Source organism: Pedobacter frigiditerrae (genome assembly GCF_004331645.1).
Lineage (GTDB): Bacteria > Bacteroidota > Bacteroidia > Sphingobacteriales > Sphingobacteriaceae > Pedobacter > Pedobacter frigiditerrae.
On the sequence record NZ_SJSK01000001.1, the window covers coordinates 410390 to 424674 of the forward strand.

The 14285-nt window shown below is 34.4% G+C and carries 13 protein-coding genes; 3 read left to right on the forward strand and 10 right to left on the reverse strand.

What is annotated here, in order from left to right:
* Nucleotides 1-2 precede the first annotated feature (2 nt).
* The 4 genes from EZ428_RS01760 to fumC form a co-directional block, all read right to left on the reverse strand.
* Nucleotides 3-446 (reverse strand): hypothetical protein, encoded by a 444-nt coding sequence (locus EZ428_RS01760; protein WP_131551390.1) that lies wholly within the window; start codon nt 444-446, stop codon nt 3-5.
* An 81-nt stretch (nt 447-527) separates the two neighbouring features.
* Nucleotides 528-1328, reverse strand: coding sequence for a S1/P1 nuclease (locus EZ428_RS01765; RefSeq protein ID WP_131551391.1), 801 nt, complete (start codon nt 1326-1328; stop codon nt 528-530).
* Nucleotide 1329: 1 nt separating this feature from the next.
* On the reverse strand, nt 1330-1845 hold the full coding sequence (locus EZ428_RS01770; RefSeq protein WP_225870971.1) for a fumarate hydratase: 516 nt from the start codon (nt 1843-1845) through the stop codon (nt 1330-1332).
* A 71-nt stretch (nt 1846-1916) separates the two neighbouring features.
* Entirely contained in the window at nt 1917-3314 is a 1398-nt protein-coding gene (gene fumC / locus EZ428_RS01775; protein WP_131551392.1) for a class II fumarate hydratase, read from the reverse strand.
* Nucleotides 3315-3656: 342 nt separating this feature from the next.
* Between fumC and EZ428_RS01780 the strand changes: the two genes are divergently transcribed.
* The gene (locus tag EZ428_RS01780; RefSeq protein ID WP_131551393.1) at nt 3657-4892 is read left to right on the forward strand and encodes a serine hydrolase domain-containing protein; all 1236 of its coding nucleotides are present in this window, start codon (nt 3657-3659) and stop codon (nt 4890-4892) included.
* A gap of 21 nt (nt 4893-4913) precedes the next feature.
* On the opposite strand, the gene recG is transcribed toward EZ428_RS01780, so the two are convergent.
* The 5 genes from recG to EZ428_RS01800 form a co-directional block, all read right to left on the reverse strand.
* Nucleotides 4914-7019, reverse strand: coding sequence for an ATP-dependent DNA helicase RecG (recG, locus tag EZ428_RS01785; protein WP_131551394.1), 2106 nt, complete (start codon nt 7017-7019; stop codon nt 4914-4916).
* 7 nt (nt 7020-7026) lie between these two features.
* Nucleotides 7027-7929, reverse strand: a complete 903-nt coding sequence (locus EZ428_RS01790; RefSeq protein ID WP_131551395.1) for an EamA family transporter — start codon at nt 7927-7929, stop codon at nt 7027-7029.
* A 6-nt stretch (nt 7930-7935) separates the two neighbouring features.
* A complete protein-coding gene (locus tag EZ428_RS01795) occupies nt 7936-8316 on the reverse strand; it encodes a RidA family protein (RefSeq protein ID WP_131551396.1) in 381 nt (126 codons plus the stop codon).
* A 105-nt stretch (nt 8317-8421) separates the two neighbouring features.
* Complete coding sequence (locus tag EZ428_RS24310; protein ID WP_317126443.1) at nt 8422-8562, reverse strand: DUF6728 family protein; 141 nt, start codon at nt 8560-8562, stop codon at nt 8422-8424.
* A gap of 71 nt (nt 8563-8633) precedes the next feature.
* Nucleotides 8634-9983: an OmpA family protein gene (locus EZ428_RS01800; RefSeq protein WP_131551397.1), complete on the reverse strand. Its 1350-nt coding sequence runs from the start codon at nt 9981-9983 to the stop codon at nt 8634-8636.
* A gap of 172 nt (nt 9984-10155) precedes the next feature.
* Between EZ428_RS01800 and EZ428_RS01805 the strand changes: the two genes are divergently transcribed.
* The gene (locus tag EZ428_RS01805; RefSeq protein ID WP_131551398.1) at nt 10156-11445 is read left to right on the forward strand and encodes an aminopeptidase P family protein; all 1290 of its coding nucleotides are present in this window, start codon (nt 10156-10158) and stop codon (nt 11443-11445) included.
* Here the strand turns inward: EZ428_RS01805 and meaB are convergent.
* Nucleotides 11432-12328 (reverse strand): methylmalonyl Co-A mutase-associated GTPase MeaB, encoded by an 897-nt coding sequence (meaB, locus tag EZ428_RS01810; RefSeq protein ID WP_131551399.1) that lies wholly within the window; start codon nt 12326-12328, stop codon nt 11432-11434. The two genes, EZ428_RS01805 and meaB, sit on opposite strands and share 14 nt — an antisense overlap.
* 127 nt (nt 12329-12455) lie before the next feature.
* Between meaB and EZ428_RS01815 the strand changes: the two genes are divergently transcribed.
* Nucleotides 12456-14282: an ABC transporter ATP-binding protein gene (locus tag EZ428_RS01815; protein WP_131551400.1), complete on the forward strand. Its 1827-nt coding sequence runs from the start codon at nt 12456-12458 to the stop codon at nt 14280-14282.
* Nucleotides 14283-14285: the final 3 nt, after the last annotated feature.

Consider the following 14285-nt stretch of genomic DNA (forward strand, 5'->3'; position numbering starts at 1 on the left):
TGTTATTTTGATTTTGAAGCCAAATAAGTAGATACTAGGGCATGCTTTTCTCCATTACTTGTTATTTCTGAAGTGTGAATTAAAGAATTCCCTTTTACTTTTAATATAACAACAGTCCCTCCAGTGTTCCCGTAGTCTAAAGTAACCTGGTCACCCTCTCTTTTCCATTTTTGTGATTTTGTATTTGGTATCATATCGCAAAGCGACCCATTAGAACTAAATTCAAAAAGACCACTCTCATAAAATACATAAGTGAAGTTCTTTGAACACCATTCAGGATTTTGCAAGCTTAAATAATTAGTGGAGGTTTTGCCGTTAATAGTAATTGCCGGAGATATAACCTGAGCTTTTAGCACCCAGTTATAATCGGTTATATTTGCTGTAGTATTATCCTTTTTACAACCGATGGTTAGGAAAATTAATGCTAAAACTAAAAATGCTCTCATATTATATTTAGATTTTATAACCAATACGAAATCTTGGAAAGAAACGCTACAAGAACAGCACAATTAAATAAACCCTAATTCCTATTTATAAATATCGTTTAAAATTTTCGCTAAACGAACGCCTCCTTTTAAAAGTTGTTCATTCACAGTGCCAATCCAATCGTAATTATACTTATAGCTTAATTTATCATCATTTTTAATACCAGTTGCATATATCTTATTACAAATACCATACGATTCCCAAATGCAATCTTTTAAGCTAGCTTTTTGCCAGTTGGCAATTTGCAAAGTTGTAGGGTGATTAATTGCTTTTGTATATTCTGTATAACTTAATTGCTGAAAATCTATCAACTGCTCGTCCCAAACCTTGTGTAAGTTTGACTTTTCGCCAAACCATAAAACCTGCACTTTATTTCCTCCTAAATCATCTTTTCTGGCAGTGTGCATCGGCTGATTCATATCCCCAATTAAATGGATAAGCATTTTTAATGCTAATGTTTTTTGTGCCAATGTACTCTTCTTGTTTTTCAAAACAACAATCATCTCATTGGTTTTGTTATAAACATTAGCACTAGGTTGATTATCTAAATAACTAAACAAATCCGTTTGACTCAAGCCTGGATTCAAATTTACATAATGCCAGCTACTCAAATAACTATAAGAACTATCAGACCTCACAAAGTCTGCCCAATTTGCCGATAGAGCTATACTTTCTGTTCCCAAAATTTGTTTAATAGCTGCTTTAGCTTTCATCTGTAAATAACTGTCAGCAATTTCACCAACAATTCTATGTCCTAATGCACCCCAAGCACTTGCTGTAATTGGCACATAAACCAAAGCAAAAACTACAACTAACTTTTTAAATATTGATAATTTCTTCATTCTATAATTCTTTAGGCACACAGGTAATTTTTTCTTTCAAAACCAATGCACATTCTCTTTGGTCATTCAAACTCTCTAATACCAAACTGTTTGCACCAGATGACTTAATCTTAAAATTAGTTAAATACCTTCCAGTCCTGTAACAGCCAGAAACCTTTTGCTTGTAGTTATCTTTTGTAAAAGTTCCATTTAGCATTAAAGTATCGCCTTTAACAACGTAAGTCCCTTTTGCATACTCTTTCCAGACCCCTTTATTAAAGCATGAATCCGAATAATAATTTACTTTCGAAAAAGTCGTCAAATCCACATAAAATGAATCGCAACTTATTTTAAAACGATGTTGGGTATAAGTTAAAAGCTTACTGGAATTTGCAATACTATCTTGATTCCACACCCCTTGTAAAAGGGCTTCTCCCTTGCCTTGTACATTAGGTAAACGGCTGCAGGAAAAGAAAAAAGCTGAAAGACTAAAGACTAAAGCGAAGAAGTATGTTCTCTTAAAAAAAAATGTCATCATTAAATATTTACGACGTTATGTTTTGCAACTTAATATTGCTTTCGGCTTTAGTCTTTCTGCTTTTCGCTTAATTATTTAAGGCTTCCCACCATATCTTCTGGCTTAACCCATTCTGTAAATTGTTCGTCAGTTAACAAACCCAACTCGATGGCTGCCTCACGTAAAGTTTTATTCTCTTTATGTGCTTTTTTAGCAATTTTAGCTGCATTCTCATAACCAACATATGGATTAAGTGCTGTAACCAACATCAATGAATTTTCCATGTGTTGTTTAATTACAGGTTTATTTGGCTCAATTCCTTCAGCACATTTATCGTTAAATGATACACAAGCATCACCAAGTAAACGACCACTTTGTAATACGTTAGCAGCAATAACTGGTTTAAAAACGTTCAATTCAAAATGACCATTGCTACCACCAATACCAACTGTTACATCATTACCCATAACCTGTGCGCAAACCATAGTTAAAGCTTCTGGTTGTGTCGGATTCACTTTTCCTGGCATGATAGAAGAACCGGGTTCGTTATCAGGGATAATGATTTCTCCAATTCCGCTACGTGGACCAGAACTTAACATTCTAATATCATTGGCAACCTTCATTAAAGAAACAGCCACACGTCTGTAAGCGCTGGAAAGCTCAACCATCGCATCATGCGCAGCTAAAGCCTCAAATTTATTCGGAGCAGTTACAAAAGCCAAACCCGTTAATTCAGCAATTTTTTTAGCTACCAAAACATCATAACCTGCAGGTGTATTTAAACCCGTACCAACAGCTGTTCCGCCTAAAGCAAGCTCGCTTATCATTTGTAAAGCATTTTTAATTGCCCTTAAGCCATTTTCAATTTGTTGTACATAACCAGAAAACTCTTGCCCTAATGTTAATGGAGTTGCATCCATAAAATGCGTTCTACCCGTTTTTACAATATCATTCCAACTCGCCGCTTTTTTAGCTAAAGTGTTCCTCAATTTTTCTAATCCAGGTATCGTAATTTCTACAGCTTGTTTGTAAGCAGCAATATGCATTGCAGTTGGGTAAGTATCATTACTCGATTGAGATTTATTCACATCATCATTCGGGTGCAACACTTTTTTATCATCAGCTAAACTGCCACCATTTAAAACATGAGCCCTGTTTGCAATTACTTCATTTGCATTCATGTTGCTTTGCGTTCCAGAACCTGTTTGCCAAATTACCAATGGAAATTCCCCATCTAATTTACCTGCAATAACCTCATCACAAGCACTAGCAATTAAATCTGCTTTATCCTGAGACAAAACACCCAACTCTGTATTAGCCAAAGCCGCAGCCTTTTTTAAGTAACCAAAAGCATGTATAATTTCCTTCGGCATACTGGCTTCCGGGCCAATTTTAAAATTATTACGTGAACGTTCGGTTTGTGCTCCCCAATATTTGTCAGCAGGCACTTGCACCTCGCCCATGGTATCGTGTTCTATTCTGAAACTCATGATCTTATTATTTTTTGACCAAATTTAGCATTTTTAAAATTACAGCCTTTTAAAAGATGATAGAGTTTTGTAAAATAATTATGAAAAGCAGGTGCAGTAACATTTTTGAACCTTGAGCCCCGCTTTACTCTCCCAATGTAAAATCGGGATCGTGTCCGCTACAAATCGCCTGCCTGCCGGTAGGCAGGGGTTTAATTAGCACCAGATTGTGCAACTATTTAAAAACAAGTCGCCAAAATCCTAATCTGCTTTATAAAATGTGGCAATGTTTAAAACTCTTTTGCGTTTAAAAAAGCAATAATCCTTAATTTGCAAGCTTTTAAAACCTGTTTATCTATCTACATGAAGTTTCGTCTACTAATTACAGCGCTAGCGCTTACCATTATATCCATCTCATCTTGTACCACCAAAGAAGAAAAAGCTAAAAAGGCAGCCGCCGATAAAAAAACAAGAACCAAGGAAGACGATAAAGCTGATAGTTTAGTAATTACTTACGACCCTAAAAAAGGCGACCAATGGATTGCCGGCTTTGCTGATAATTTGCACAAAAAATACGGCTTCAATGGAAACATACTGGTTGCTAAAAAAGGTAAAATTATCTATCAAGGCGCTAAAGGCTGGGCAGATTACCTTCATCGCGATAGTTTAAAAATAGATTCGGAATTTGAACTAGCTTCTATTACCAAAACTTTTACTGGCGTTGCGATTATGCAACTAGTTGAAGCAGGAAAGCTAAAATTAACTGACGATGTAAAGAAGTTTTACCCAAATTTCCCTTACGATGGCATTACCGTAAAACTACTTTTATCCCACAGAAGTGGAATGATGAACTATGTATATTTTATAGATGACATTTGGCGTAAAGAGAAAAAAGACCAGAAAAAAGGCGTGTCAAATAAAGAAGTGATGGATGTTATTGCCGAAAGAAAACCAAATCCATACACCAAGCCAGATAATAGGTTCCATTACAACAACTCTAACTTCATGGTGTTGGGTGCAATTATAGAAAAGGTTACTGGAAAAACCTATGCTGAATACATGATGGAGAACATCTTCAAACCAGCTGGAATGAAACATACCCACGTTTACTCTACTACGGTTTACCCAAAAATCCCTGTTGATGTAGTTGGTCATGACAGAAATAGTTTCAAGTACTCAGTAGCGCAAAACTTTTTAGATGGTCCAGTTGGCGATAAGGGAATTTACAGTACAATTCATGATTTGGTATTGTATGATAAGTATTTGAAAAACGAGAGATTGCTAACCAACAAGAGTTTAGATTCTGCTTACGTTGGTCGTAATAAACCAGTTAATGGTCACTTTAATTATGGGTATGGTTGGCGTATGTTTGATGGAAAAGGAATGGACAAAGTTGTTTACCATACAGGTTGGTGGCACGGTTTCCGTCACATTTATATCCGTGATTTAGATAAGGATATTGTGGTAATTTTCTTAGGCAACAAAACCAATGGCAGCTTAATGCATTTAGATGAATTATTTAAATATCTAAAAATGCCAATCATTAGAAAAGGCGCTTACACTGGCTTAGGTAGTTTGCCAGGTAGTGATGAGGATTAAACCCCAAAGCCCTTAAGGGGCTTATGAAATCTTATCAAAAGCAATTGCTCTTGTTCTTTTATCAATGTAATTTTTCAAGAGCACATTTTCTGGATTACCTAACATGGCATCTTTTTCAAAGATATCGATCACGGTATTTCTAGCTTCTTGTAAAATGATTTGGTCTTTAGCTAAGTTTGCCATTTTCAATTCTAAAACACCACTTTGTTGTGTACCGGTTATATCGCCTGGCCCTCTAAGTTGTAAGTCAATCTCAGAGATTTCGAAACCATTATTGGTCTTAACCATTGTTTCTATCCTAAGCTTAGAGTTTTGGCTGAGTTTATTTCCAGTCATCAAAATACAAAAAGACTGTTCAGCCCCACGACCAACCCTACCCCTTAATTGATGCAGCTGCGAAAGCCCAAATCGCTCTGCATTTTCTATAATCATTACAGAAGCATTTGGCACATTTACCCCAACTTCAATAACGGTTGTGGCCACCATAATCTGGCTTTTGCCCTGAATAAATTGTTGCATTTCAAATTGTTTATCAGCGTTTGGCATTTGCCCATGCACAATACTAATTTGATAATTTGGCAATGGAAACTCAAAACGCATTTGTTCAATTCCTGCTTCCAAATGCAATAAATCAAGTTTCTCACTTTCTCTTATTAACGGATAAACAATATATACCTGCCTCCCCTTGGCAATCTCCTGTTTTATAAAACCAAACATTCTCAGTCGCTGACCCTCAAACAAATGTTTAGTTTCAATTGGTTTTCTTCCAACAGGTAACTCATCTATTACAGAAACATCTAAATCACCATATAAAGTCATCGCCAACGTTCGTGGAATTGGTGTCGCTGTCATCACCAAAATATGAGGTGGAATTACATTTTTACGCCAAAGTTTAGCCCTTTGCTCAACTCCAAAACGATGTTGTTCATCGATAATAACTAAACCTAAGTTTTTAAATTTAACTTTATCTTCAATCAGCGCATGCGTACCAACTAAAATATCTATTTCACCGTTTTCCAACTGTTCGTGTAAAATAGTCCTTTGTTTTTTAGTTGAGTTTCCAGTTAATACAGCAACATTCACTAATTCACCTTTTAGTAAATCAACTAATGACTGATAGTGCTGTCTAGCTAAAATTTCGGTAGGGGCCATCATACAGGCTTGGTATCCGTTATCATTTGCCAATAACATACTCATTAAAGCCACTACTGTCTTTCCACTTCCTACATCACCTTGTATTAGGCGATTCATTTGACTTCCCATTTGGGTATCTAACCTAATCTCTTTTATAACACGCTTCTGTGCATTTGTTAAATCAAAAGGCAGCATTATGTTGTAAAAAGTGTTTACACGCTCTCCAACTGTATTAAATAACGCTCCTTTGAACTTTAAACTTCGCAGTTGTTTATTATAAAGTAATTGGAGTTGGATAAAGAAAAGCTCCTCAAATTTCAGCCGCCTTTCCGCATGTTGCAACATTGTTGTATTTGAAGGAAAATGAACATTGATTAAAGCATCTTTTCGACTAATCAATTTGTATTTATCCAAGATATATTTTGGCAGTGTTTCCCTAACTTCATTAATATGTAATTCAATAATGTGATGAATTAACTTCTGAATTCCTTTACTGTCTAAAAAACTCTTTTTGAGCTTTTCTGTCGAATTATAAATTGGTTGCAACGTTAGGTTTCCCGTTATGCTAGTTTGTCTTGGATACGGCTCTAGATCTGGGTGAGAAATACTAAAGCTGCCATTAAAGAATGTTGGTTTGCCAAAGGCGATGTATAAACTGCCTCTCATGATGTTATCTTCAACCCACTTTAAACTTTGAAACCAAACCAGTTCCATTGTTCCAGTATCATCAGTAAATTTGATAACAATTCTCTTTTTGTGTTTTTCGCCTATGGTTTCTTTACTAATTACCCTCCCAATAACTTGTACCAATGGCATATCAGGATTTAACTCGTTAATTTTGTAGAAACGAGTTCTATCTATATACCTAAAAGGATAATGATTTAGTAATTGCTCATAAGTGCACATCCCCAACTCCTTTTGCAAAAGTTCGGCACGCTTAGGACCAACGCCTTTTAAGTAAACAAGAGGAGTATCTAAATTTGAAGCAAACAAAGTAATCTTATTTTCTTTTAAAAGTAAAGATATCTTTTATCAAGTTCCAATTAAATAGAAAAACTGCAAATAGCAATAAAAGATAAGCCGATAACTGATGAAAGCTAATATGTTCATCAAAATATAAAACAGCAACTGTAAACGCAATAATTGGGTTTAAATATATAATTACACCCAATGTTGAAGATGGAATTCCTATTAAGGCATACAAGCTCAAAAAAAGAGGAATGACTGTAAATAATGCTGCAATAACTACAATGTGCCCCCAAAACCATCCCCCTGTTGGGAAACCTTGATGATGATAAATATAGAATGGCAACATTAAAACAGCTGCTAAAGTAATTTGACAGGCAAGCACATTTAACTTATCTAAGTGTTGCATTTTCCTTTGGATAATTAAATAGAAGGCATAAAGCGCTGCTATAATAACAGACCATAGCACTTCTATAAAAGAACCCGTTGCTAACATGATTATGCTAAGCAAGGCAATACCAAGTGATATTAATTTAATTCTAGAAAGCTCTTCCTTTAAAATAATGAAACCACCAAAAGCTGTAATCAGTGGGCATACCATATAAGCGAATGCACCCGATTTAATACTTACATTATTAATGGCGTAAATGAATGTATACCAATTTAAAGTGAGTAATATCGTTGCACCAATAATTTGCCAAAAGATAATTTTCTTTTGCTTTGGCAATACCGATTTAAAATACTGAATATCCTGTTTTAGATATTTTCTTCTGAATAGTAAAATGGCAATCCATATTACTATCAAAGAAGTAAATGTCCTATAATACAATATTTCTTCTGAAGGATATGCCTTTAGATTCCTTAATGGAATTGAGAAAAACCCCCAGATGGCAACAGAAAGAAAGGCTGCTAATAAATAACGTGATTTAGATTTCAACGAAATTTAAGCTTTGTATGCAGTGATTGAAATTTCTACATTAACACCCTTTGGCAAACCTTTTACCGCAACAGTTTCACGAGCTGGATAAGCAGATTCGAAATAAGAGCCATAAACTTCATTCACTTCAGCAAACAAAGCCATATCAGATAAAAATATAGTTGTCTTAATGATATGTTCAAAGGCGTATTCGGCTTCCAATAAAACTGCTTTAATATTGCGCATTACTTGATGCGTTTCTTCTGCAATAGACACTATGTTTAATTCTCCATTCTCTGGGTTAATAGCAACTTGTCCTGACGCAAATAAAAATCCATTTGCAACTATTGCTTGGCTGTAAGGGCCAATTGGTTCTGGGGCACTGTTAGTATAAATTACTTTTTTCATCTATTTTCTTATTGTTTTTTAAAAGTGATGAAGCCCTGCCTACCGCAGGCAGGTACTATGATTATTTTCTTACTGCTAAATTTGAAAATCATAATGTTTCATTTCTTATTTTAATAAAAACCATTGTATTAATTTCCAACTAATTCCTCCTACAAATAATATTATCGCGACAGCATTGATAATATGCATTATCTTGATATTAATATTTGTTGCCCTATTTGGATCTTGTTTTCTGAAGAAGTACATATTGCAAATGTAGGTATAAAAAAAAAGAGCCCCGAAATTTCGGGGCTCTTTTTATATCGAATTAAGAAAGATTAGTTTCTTGAAGTCTCAACACGACGGTTTTGGATACGACCTTCCTCAGTATCGTTAGAAGCGATTGGATTAGCTTCACCTAAACCTTTAGCAGTAACTTGACTAGCATTAACGCCAGAGTTTACTAAGTAAGTTTTAACAGAATTTGCTCTATCTTTAGATAATTTCAAATTGTAAGCAGCAGTACCTTCGCTTGAAGCGTAACCTTTAGTAGTTACTTTACCACCGTTTTCTTTCAATACTGAAGATAATTTATCTAAAGTAGGGTAAGATTCAGTTTTTAATACTGATGAGTTGAATTCAAATTGAATGGTTTCGAAACCAGTTACATTTGAAACAGTTTCAGTTGGAGTTGAAGTTACTGGAGCAGGAACTGGAAGAGGACAACCTGAACCATCAACTTTAGTTCCAGCTGGAGTACCAGCACATTTATCAAATTGATCAGCAACACCGTCACCATCAGTATCTTTTTTCAAATCTTCAACAGATTTCTCAACGTTAGAAACACGGTTTTTCAATGCTTCAACTTCTTGACGTAATGTAGGGTCTTTTAATTCATCATACATTAAAGCAACTGGGTTAACCCAATCCAAGTTTGGCTTAGCTTTAGAACCTAAAGAGAATTCTAATCCAGCAGAACCGTAAGAGAATTTATCTTTAGAAGTACCGTTAGCATAAACTCTATCTACGTTATCACCATCAACAAAATTAGCAGTATAAGCTAAGTTGAAAGCTACACGGTCAGAAACTTTAAATTTAATACCAACACCTACAGGAATGTAAGCTTGTTTGATATAGTCATTATCACCGTTTTCACCATATTTACCTGAGTTATCTACGGTTGTTCCATTAGCTTGAGTTGTAGTTGGATTGAAAGCCATTAAACCATAACCAGCACTTACGAAAAAGTTAACTGAGTTCTCACGTTTTAAGAAATCAACAGTACCAATATTAATAACACCTCTTAAATCAGCTGCATATTGAATTTTAGTTTCGAAATCTTTAACACCATTTAAAACACCGCCAGCAGCGTCTTTATTAGATCCTGATAATTTACCACGCATAATGTTACCTTCTAATCCGAAAGCATGTGATAATTGTTTACGTAATGAGATACCGTAACCTAAGTTAACATCCCAATTAGTAAAATCATTTGTACCACCAGTAACAACAACTGGAGATAAAACACCAGCATTAATACCCAATGACCAAGTTCTGTACTGAGCTGTTCCGCCAAATACCTTGGCAGAAGAAGAGGCCGGAGCATCCTGAGCATTAGCAAGAGTAGAAACTCCAACTAAAGCTACTAGAGAGGCTGCAACACCCTTTTTTAAAGTAGAATAATTCATAATTTTCTTTTTTAAGGTTAAACAAATATTAATTGTATAATTTTTTGTAAGACAAAATTAAACAAATTTTTATAATCTCAAAACATTACACAAACTCTGTTCCAAACTTCAAAAATTTAGTTCATTTAATTACATTTGAATAATTGATCTTCTAATCAAAGTTAATAATTACATGAAATACAAGCAAATAAACAATTCTCTATTTATTAAAAACCGAGAAAACCTAAAACATCTATTAACACCACAATCAGTGGCTATATTTCATTCAAACGATGAATTTCCTAGAAGTGGTGATCAAAATTTTCTTTTTAAGCAAAATCCCGATCTATTTTATCTTACTGGCATAGACCAAGAACAATCTATTTTATTGCTTTTTCCCGACTGTCCTAATCCTTTGTATAAAGAAGTCCTATTTTTAAGACAGACCAATGACTACATAAAAGTTTGGGAGGGGCATAAATACACAAAAGAGCAAGCACAACAAACATCGGGCATAACTAATATTTATTGGCTAGAAGATTTTGACAACATTCTTCATAGCATAATCCACTATGCTGATCATATTTTTCTTAACACAAACGAAAACGACAGGTATGCACATACCGTACCCTATCGAGACATTAGATTAATAACCGAGTTAAAGAATAAATATCCTTTACATAAATATGAAAGGGTTGCACCTTTAATGAGACAGCTACGTGCCATAAAGTCAGATGTAGAGGTAAGTCTTACCCAAAAAGCTTGTGATATTACAAAAGATGCTTTTAATAGAGTATTGAGATTTATGAAACCAGGCGTAATGGAATATGAAATTGAAGCAGAGATTATACACGAATTCATTAAACAAGCTGCCACCGGCCATGGCTATAATCCCATTATTGCTTCAGGCAATAACGCAAATATTTTGCATTATACAGACAATAATCAACAATGTAATGACGGAGATTTAATATTACTTGACTTTGGAGCTGAATATGCAAACTACAATGCAGATATGACAAGAACGATCCCAGTTAATGGAAAGTTTACACCAAGACAGAGAGATGTGTACAATTCAGTTTTACACGTACTAAATGAGTCAAAAAAACTAATGGTTGCAGGAGCAATTTGGAATACCTACCATGAACAGGTTGGTGAGATCATGACTGAACAACTAATTAAGTTAAAGTTAATTTCTCCTACAGATGTGAAAAACCAGAACCCATCTTACCCGGCATATAAAAAATATTTTATGCATGGCACGTCTCATCATTTAGGCATAGATGTACATGATTTCGCGGGGCGATACACTCCTTTTGCTGAAGGTAATATTTTAACTTGCGAGCCTGGAATTTATATTCCTGAAGAGGGTTTTGCTGTTAGACTAGAGAACGATATTCTAATTACAAAGGATGGAAATTATGATTTAATGGACAATATTCCAATAATTGCAGAAGAAATAGAAGAAATTATGAATGCCTAAGCCAGTCTTGGGTAAATTGGTAAACATTAAAATCGGGTTTTAACAAGGCTTCTTTCACATCGTTCAGAAGCTTTGTTTTATCTATACCCTTTGTTTTTTGGTTTTGAATAATTTTATAAGCTTTATCAGCTATTAAAAATTTTCTTTTTTCATTTGTGTAGCCTTTTTCTTCTAATACCCAGTCGCATAAATCAACTAAACCTATGTTTTTATCGGCAACAGTTTTAAAAACCGGAATAGCTTGATGTCGCTCATTCACTAACTTTTTAAGGTTATTTGCAAAAACATCTGCTCCTTCTCTATCTGCTTTATTTACCACAAACACTTGAGCAATTTCCATTAATCCAGATTTAATATTCTGAATCTCATCACCAGATTCAGGAACTAAAACAACACAAGTTTTATCAGCCAAACCAGCTATTTCGACTTCAGATTGCCCCACACCAACCGTTTCAATGATAATTAAATCAAATTTTGCTGCCTTTAAAACATCAACCATCTCCAATGTTTTAGGAGATATTCCACCTAAGGCCCCTCGAGTTGCAATGGATCGGATGTAAACATTAGGATTGTTAAATTGCTGAGACATCCTAATTCTATCACCCAACAAAGAGCCAAAATTAAAAGGTGAGGTTGGATCTATAGCTACAATAGCAACCTTTTTCCCAGCAATTAAAAGGTTATTGGTTATTGCATTTACCAAGGTGCTTTTACCTGCTCCGGGAGGCCCTGTAACTCCTAAAACAAGAGTGTCTTTAATTTTTAAAGATTTAAGCAGGTCAGCTGAAGGTTCAATATCATTCTCTACCAAGGTTAATGCCCTGGCAATTATTCTAAAATCGCCTTCTTCAATTCCTTTTTTTAAATCCTGATGCAAGTTCATTTAATACAAATAAACAGAATTTTATGAGTTTTGCTATTGATAAAATTATTAAAATTTACAGTACACAAATTCTCATTTAGCTAAACAAGCCACAAAAACCGTAACTTTGCTTTCTTTATTCTAATAAATGAAAACTTATTTTAGATTATTATCTTTTGCAAAACCTATAGAAAAGTTTGCTATTCCATATGTTATAGCAACCTTATTATATATTGTTTTCAACACATTTCTTTTCACCTTACTAGGGCCATTAATGAATACGCTTTTTTTACCAGAAGAAGCATCGAAACCAGTTAAAATCACAGAGCCTACCTCATCATTTGATTTTGTAAGGAAATTTGGAGATTATATTAAAGACATCATCGCAACTCATGACAAAATTTACGCACTTGAGGTAATCTGCGTTGTTATAGTCATAACAGTATTTTTAGCCAATCTTTTCAGGTATGTATCTCAGAGGTATATGGAAGATTTAAGGGTGCATACCTTACTAAATTTAAGAAAGTCTGTATTTAACAATGTGATGAACTTACATGTTGGATATTTCAACAATGAAAGAAAAGGTGACATCATCTCTAAAGTTGCATCTGATGTACAAGTAGTTCAATTTACCGTTACCAATACCTTACAAGTTGTTTTTAAAGAACCTGTGCAACTCCTTTTCTGGATTGGTGTTTTAATATCAATATCTATAAAATTAACTCTTTTTTCTCTTCTAGTAATTCCAATATCAGGTTTTATCATTAGCAAAATTGTAAAAAGACTCAAACAACAAGCAATGCTTTCGCATGAGTCTTTTGCTAAGATGATTGGTTTTTTAGATGAATCATTAAGCGGGATTAAAATTATTAAAGCTTTCAATTCCTCTGAAAGGATTAAATCAAAGTTTGATGAAGAGAATAAATTTTATTCCTTCATCAACAGGAAAATGATAAGAAGGCAACAATTGGCTTCTCCTGTATCTCAAACACTTGGCGTTTTTGTTGTTGTATTCATTTTATTATATGGAGGTGTCCAAATTTTAAGCGGAGAAGGCGACCTTACCGCTTCAGATTTTGTGGTTTACCTGGCAACCTTTTCGCAAGTAATGCAGCCAATTAAAGCTATAACAGATTCTTTTAGTGGCATACACTCAGGAATAACAGCAGGCGAAAGGGTTTTAGATTTAATTGACACTAAACCAGAGTTAACAAATAAACCTGATGCTTTTGCGCTTGAAAATTTCAATAATTCATTAACATTTGAAGATGTTTCATTTAATTACGGAGATAAACAAGTTTTAAAAGGAATTAATCTTTGTATTGAAAAAGGTCAAACTATTGCTTTGGTAGGACCTTCTGGTGGAGGAAAAAGTACATTAATGGACTTAATTCCTCGTTTTCATGACCCTTTATCTGGAACTATAAAAATTGACGGACATAATTTTAAAGACTTAACGGTTGAAAGCATTAGGGGTCAAATGGGAATAGTTAACCAAGAATCCTTTTTATTTAATGATACGATTTTTAACAACATCGCTTTTGCAAAACCAAATGCTACAGAAGAAGAAGTTATTAATGCAGCTAAAATTGCCAATGCACATGATTTTATTCTGAACACTGAAGAAGGCTATCAATCTACTGTTGGAGATAGAGGTAATAAATTATCTGGTGGGCAGAAACAAAGAATCTGTATTGCTAGGGCGGTCTTGGCAAACCCACCTATCATGTTATTAGATGAAGCAACTTCAGCCTTAGACACAGAATCAGAAAAATTAGTTCAAGAAGCTTTAAACAATTTGATGAAGAATAGAACATCAATTGTTATTGCGCACCGTTTAAGTACTATACAACATGCTGATAAAATTGTTGTTATTGAGAATGGCATGGTTGTAGAAACCGGGACACATACACAGTTAATAGCACATAAGGGCTTGTATAAAAGATTAATTGATATGCAGGCATTTAATGATTAAGAG

Bases quoted from the DNA above. Each gene is read 5' to 3' on its own strand.
- EZ428_RS01760 (WP_131551390.1), bottom strand. From the start codon at position 446: ATGAGAGCATTTTTAGTTTTAGCATTAATTTTCCTAACCATCGGTTGT.
- EZ428_RS01765 (WP_131551391.1), bottom strand. From the start codon at position 1,328: ATGAAGAAATTATCAATATTTAAAAAGTTAGTTGTAGTTTTTGCTTTG.
- EZ428_RS01770 (WP_225870971.1), bottom strand. From the start codon at position 1,845: ATGATGACATTTTTTTTTAAGAGAACATACTTCTTCGCTTTAGTCTTT.
- fumC (WP_131551392.1), bottom strand. From the start codon at position 3,314: ATGAGTTTCAGAATAGAACACGATACCATGGGCGAGGTGCAAGTGCCT.
- EZ428_RS01780 (WP_131551393.1), top strand. From the start codon at position 3,657: ATGAAGTTTCGTCTACTAATTACAGCGCTAGCGCTTACCATTATATCC.
- EZ428_RS01795 (WP_131551396.1), bottom strand. From the start codon at position 8,316: ATGAAAAAAGTAATTTATACTAACAGTGCCCCAGAACCAATTGGCCCT.
- EZ428_RS24310 (WP_317126443.1), bottom strand. From the start codon at position 8,562: ATGTACTTCTTCAGAAAACAAGATCCAAATAGGGCAACAAATATTAAT.
- EZ428_RS01800 (WP_131551397.1), bottom strand. From the start codon at position 9,983: ATGAATTATTCTACTTTAAAAAAGGGTGTTGCAGCCTCTCTAGTAGCT.
- EZ428_RS01805 (WP_131551398.1), top strand. From the start codon at position 10,156: ATGAAATACAAGCAAATAAACAATTCTCTATTTATTAAAAACCGAGAA.
- meaB (WP_131551399.1), bottom strand. From the start codon at position 12,328: ATGAACTTGCATCAGGATTTAAAAAAAGGAATTGAAGAAGGCGATTTT.
- EZ428_RS01815 (WP_131551400.1), top strand. From the start codon at position 12,456: ATGAAAACTTATTTTAGATTATTATCTTTTGCAAAACCTATAGAAAAG.